We start from the raw sequence: 2,187 nt of genomic DNA on the forward strand, positions 1-2,187 counted from the left end.
CCCTTTCGACTTCTGATAGACACTGACAACGTCGGCCTGCGTCTTCTGTTTGGCACCAAGATAGCGGAACTTGCGCCCGACGCCTCCAGGCGCTGGCAAGAAGTAGAACTGCTTTTTCTTTCCGTCCCACCCGAGCAAATCGCGAAAGTCATGCGCCAAGGTATGCCGTAACAGACCCGCAAATTTATACTGCTGATCCACCGCGTCGTGTTTGGCCAGAAAGTCGGTTTCGATCTTTTCTACCTGATCCCTCTCGACTAGATCGCGCACGGGCGTGGTTAGCGGATCGCAGAATGTCCAAAGCGATGTTTCATCGATCATCCAATCGTATCGCTGACCTTTCCGGACCTTGTTCATCCGGGCGAGGGCTTTCTGCGTGGAGAGCTGGGTCTGCGCGACGAAGATCTCGTCGGGAAGCTGCAAAGGCACCATATTGATAATCGCTTCTTCCCCTCCCCCAAGTGGAGGGACGTAGTATCCGTGCCCTTGCTTGGCGACCGTGAGCGCGGCGAGGCGATCCTTCGCGCGCCCGTCCAAAACGTCTCGTTCCTTGTCGAAGTGCAAAATGCGTTCGGCCTCGCCGACGAGGTTTTCGAGTGACTTCCAAAAGAACGTGTCATCCGAAAGCCTGTAGAGAACCAGTATCACGGGAAGGTTGGAGCCGCGCCAGTAGTCGAAATCCTTTGCGCGAACTCGATAGGTGAATGCGGAATCCGTCTCACCCGCATAGGTGCCACTCTCAGTAGCCTTGACCTGAACGGCGATCATTTTGGCAGTCGGCTGATCATTGTCCATCACCTCAGCGATGCCGTCTATCCCTGCTTCCAGCCGTGACCTCCCATCGAATTGGAATCCAATTCGTAAGAATTGAAGGTTAGCTGCCTTCTCCCCGATTTCGCCCATTCGCCGGCTGGTTGTAATTTTCTTATTCACATCTCGATCCCCGAAAACAGGCTGTTCGAGATGTAACACTTTATCTGGCGCAACATAAGGGAGGAGCAACAAGATATGGAAACTGCCCTTGCGAAAGGTCAAGCCTGATAGAGCGAACTCTAAATCACCCAGAACGCGACTGACAACCATCACTTGATACGCCAACTTCTGGATGCAACAACCCATCAAGTTAGAACCCCTGTTTCAGGGCCTTCTCCAGATCACCCAAATCATTTACTGCCGTTTGTACCTGCTCGTCGCCGGCATCTTCCACTGAACCAAGAGCTGCCACCTCCCCTACAAAATCCATCTCCATCTGCCTCTGCGCTTCTACAACAACCGCCTGCACCACGACCGCCGACTTCTTCGGTGTGCCGTCGGTTCGCGCCAGCGGTTGTTCCGCCTTAGCCCGCGCCTGCTCCGAGCCAAGCACGGCCGTTTCGTTCTGGCCTCCACCCATCGACGGCGGAGTCATCGGCATGGCCCGCACACTTAACGGCAGCGTGCCCTGCGACCCACCTCCCCCTGGCTCCGGAAACGGCAACTCCCCCGTTTGCGCCGCGTGGATCGCCTTGAACAGCCGATCGTCAAAATATTGGATCCGCTTTGCACGGACCGGCATCTGGGCATCGATGACCATGACGATCTCATCGAGCGGTAGGCGGCGCGCCTCATCTTCAGGTAACAACGAACTTTCTTCGGTCCGTGTGGATTGGCTGCGCCCTTCAAAGGGGTTTTTGCCGATGGACTGGGAGCGCGTGATGACGGTCTTCGTGGTCTTGCCAACCGCCTTGCTCAGCTCCTCGACGGTTTTTTCATCCGAGGGCGTGAGATAGAGTTTCACGCCGGCGTTGCCCTGCAGGGCGCGGCGAGTGTTCTCGCCGTAGATTTCATCGAGGGCGGGGATGGTTTGGGTGACCACGGCAAGGTGGCCGCGATAGGTGCGCAGGGTCTCGATGCTCTCGACCACGATGGGCATCTTGCCGAGGCGATTGAACTCGTCGAGCATGATCATCACTGGCCACGGCTCATCCGGTCCGGGATCTTTTTCCTGCATGGCCGAGAGAAGATCGGAGAAAAACAGCCGGATCAGGGGTGCGAGCGGCTTCACCATGAGGGGCTGGACGACGAGATAGACCGAAAAGGGTTTCTTGCGGATCGTCCGGAAATCAAAGTCCGACACGGCCGTCGCCTCATCGATGGCCGGGTTTTGCCATTGATCGAGCCCCGAGGTCATCAGGAGCGAGACATAGG

The 2,187-nt window shown here is 56.7% G+C and carries 2 protein-coding genes; both read right to left on the minus strand.

Annotated features, from left to right (window positions below; translation table 11 throughout):
• Positions 1–1,119: DUF4365 domain-containing protein (locus A3764_RS16985; RefSeq protein WP_236628231.1), on the minus strand; the 1,119-nt coding region annotated here is incomplete at its 3' end.
• Between the two features lie 4 nt (positions 1,120–1,123).
• On the minus strand, positions 1,124–2,187 hold a 1,064-nt coding region (locus A3764_RS16990), incomplete at its 5' end, for a type IV secretory system conjugative DNA transfer family protein (protein ID WP_150122258.1).

The organism is Sulfitobacter sp. HI0129, from assembly GCF_001635395.1.
In the GTDB taxonomy this organism is placed as follows: Bacteria; Pseudomonadota; Alphaproteobacteria; order Rhodobacterales; family Rhodobacteraceae; genus Sulfitobacter.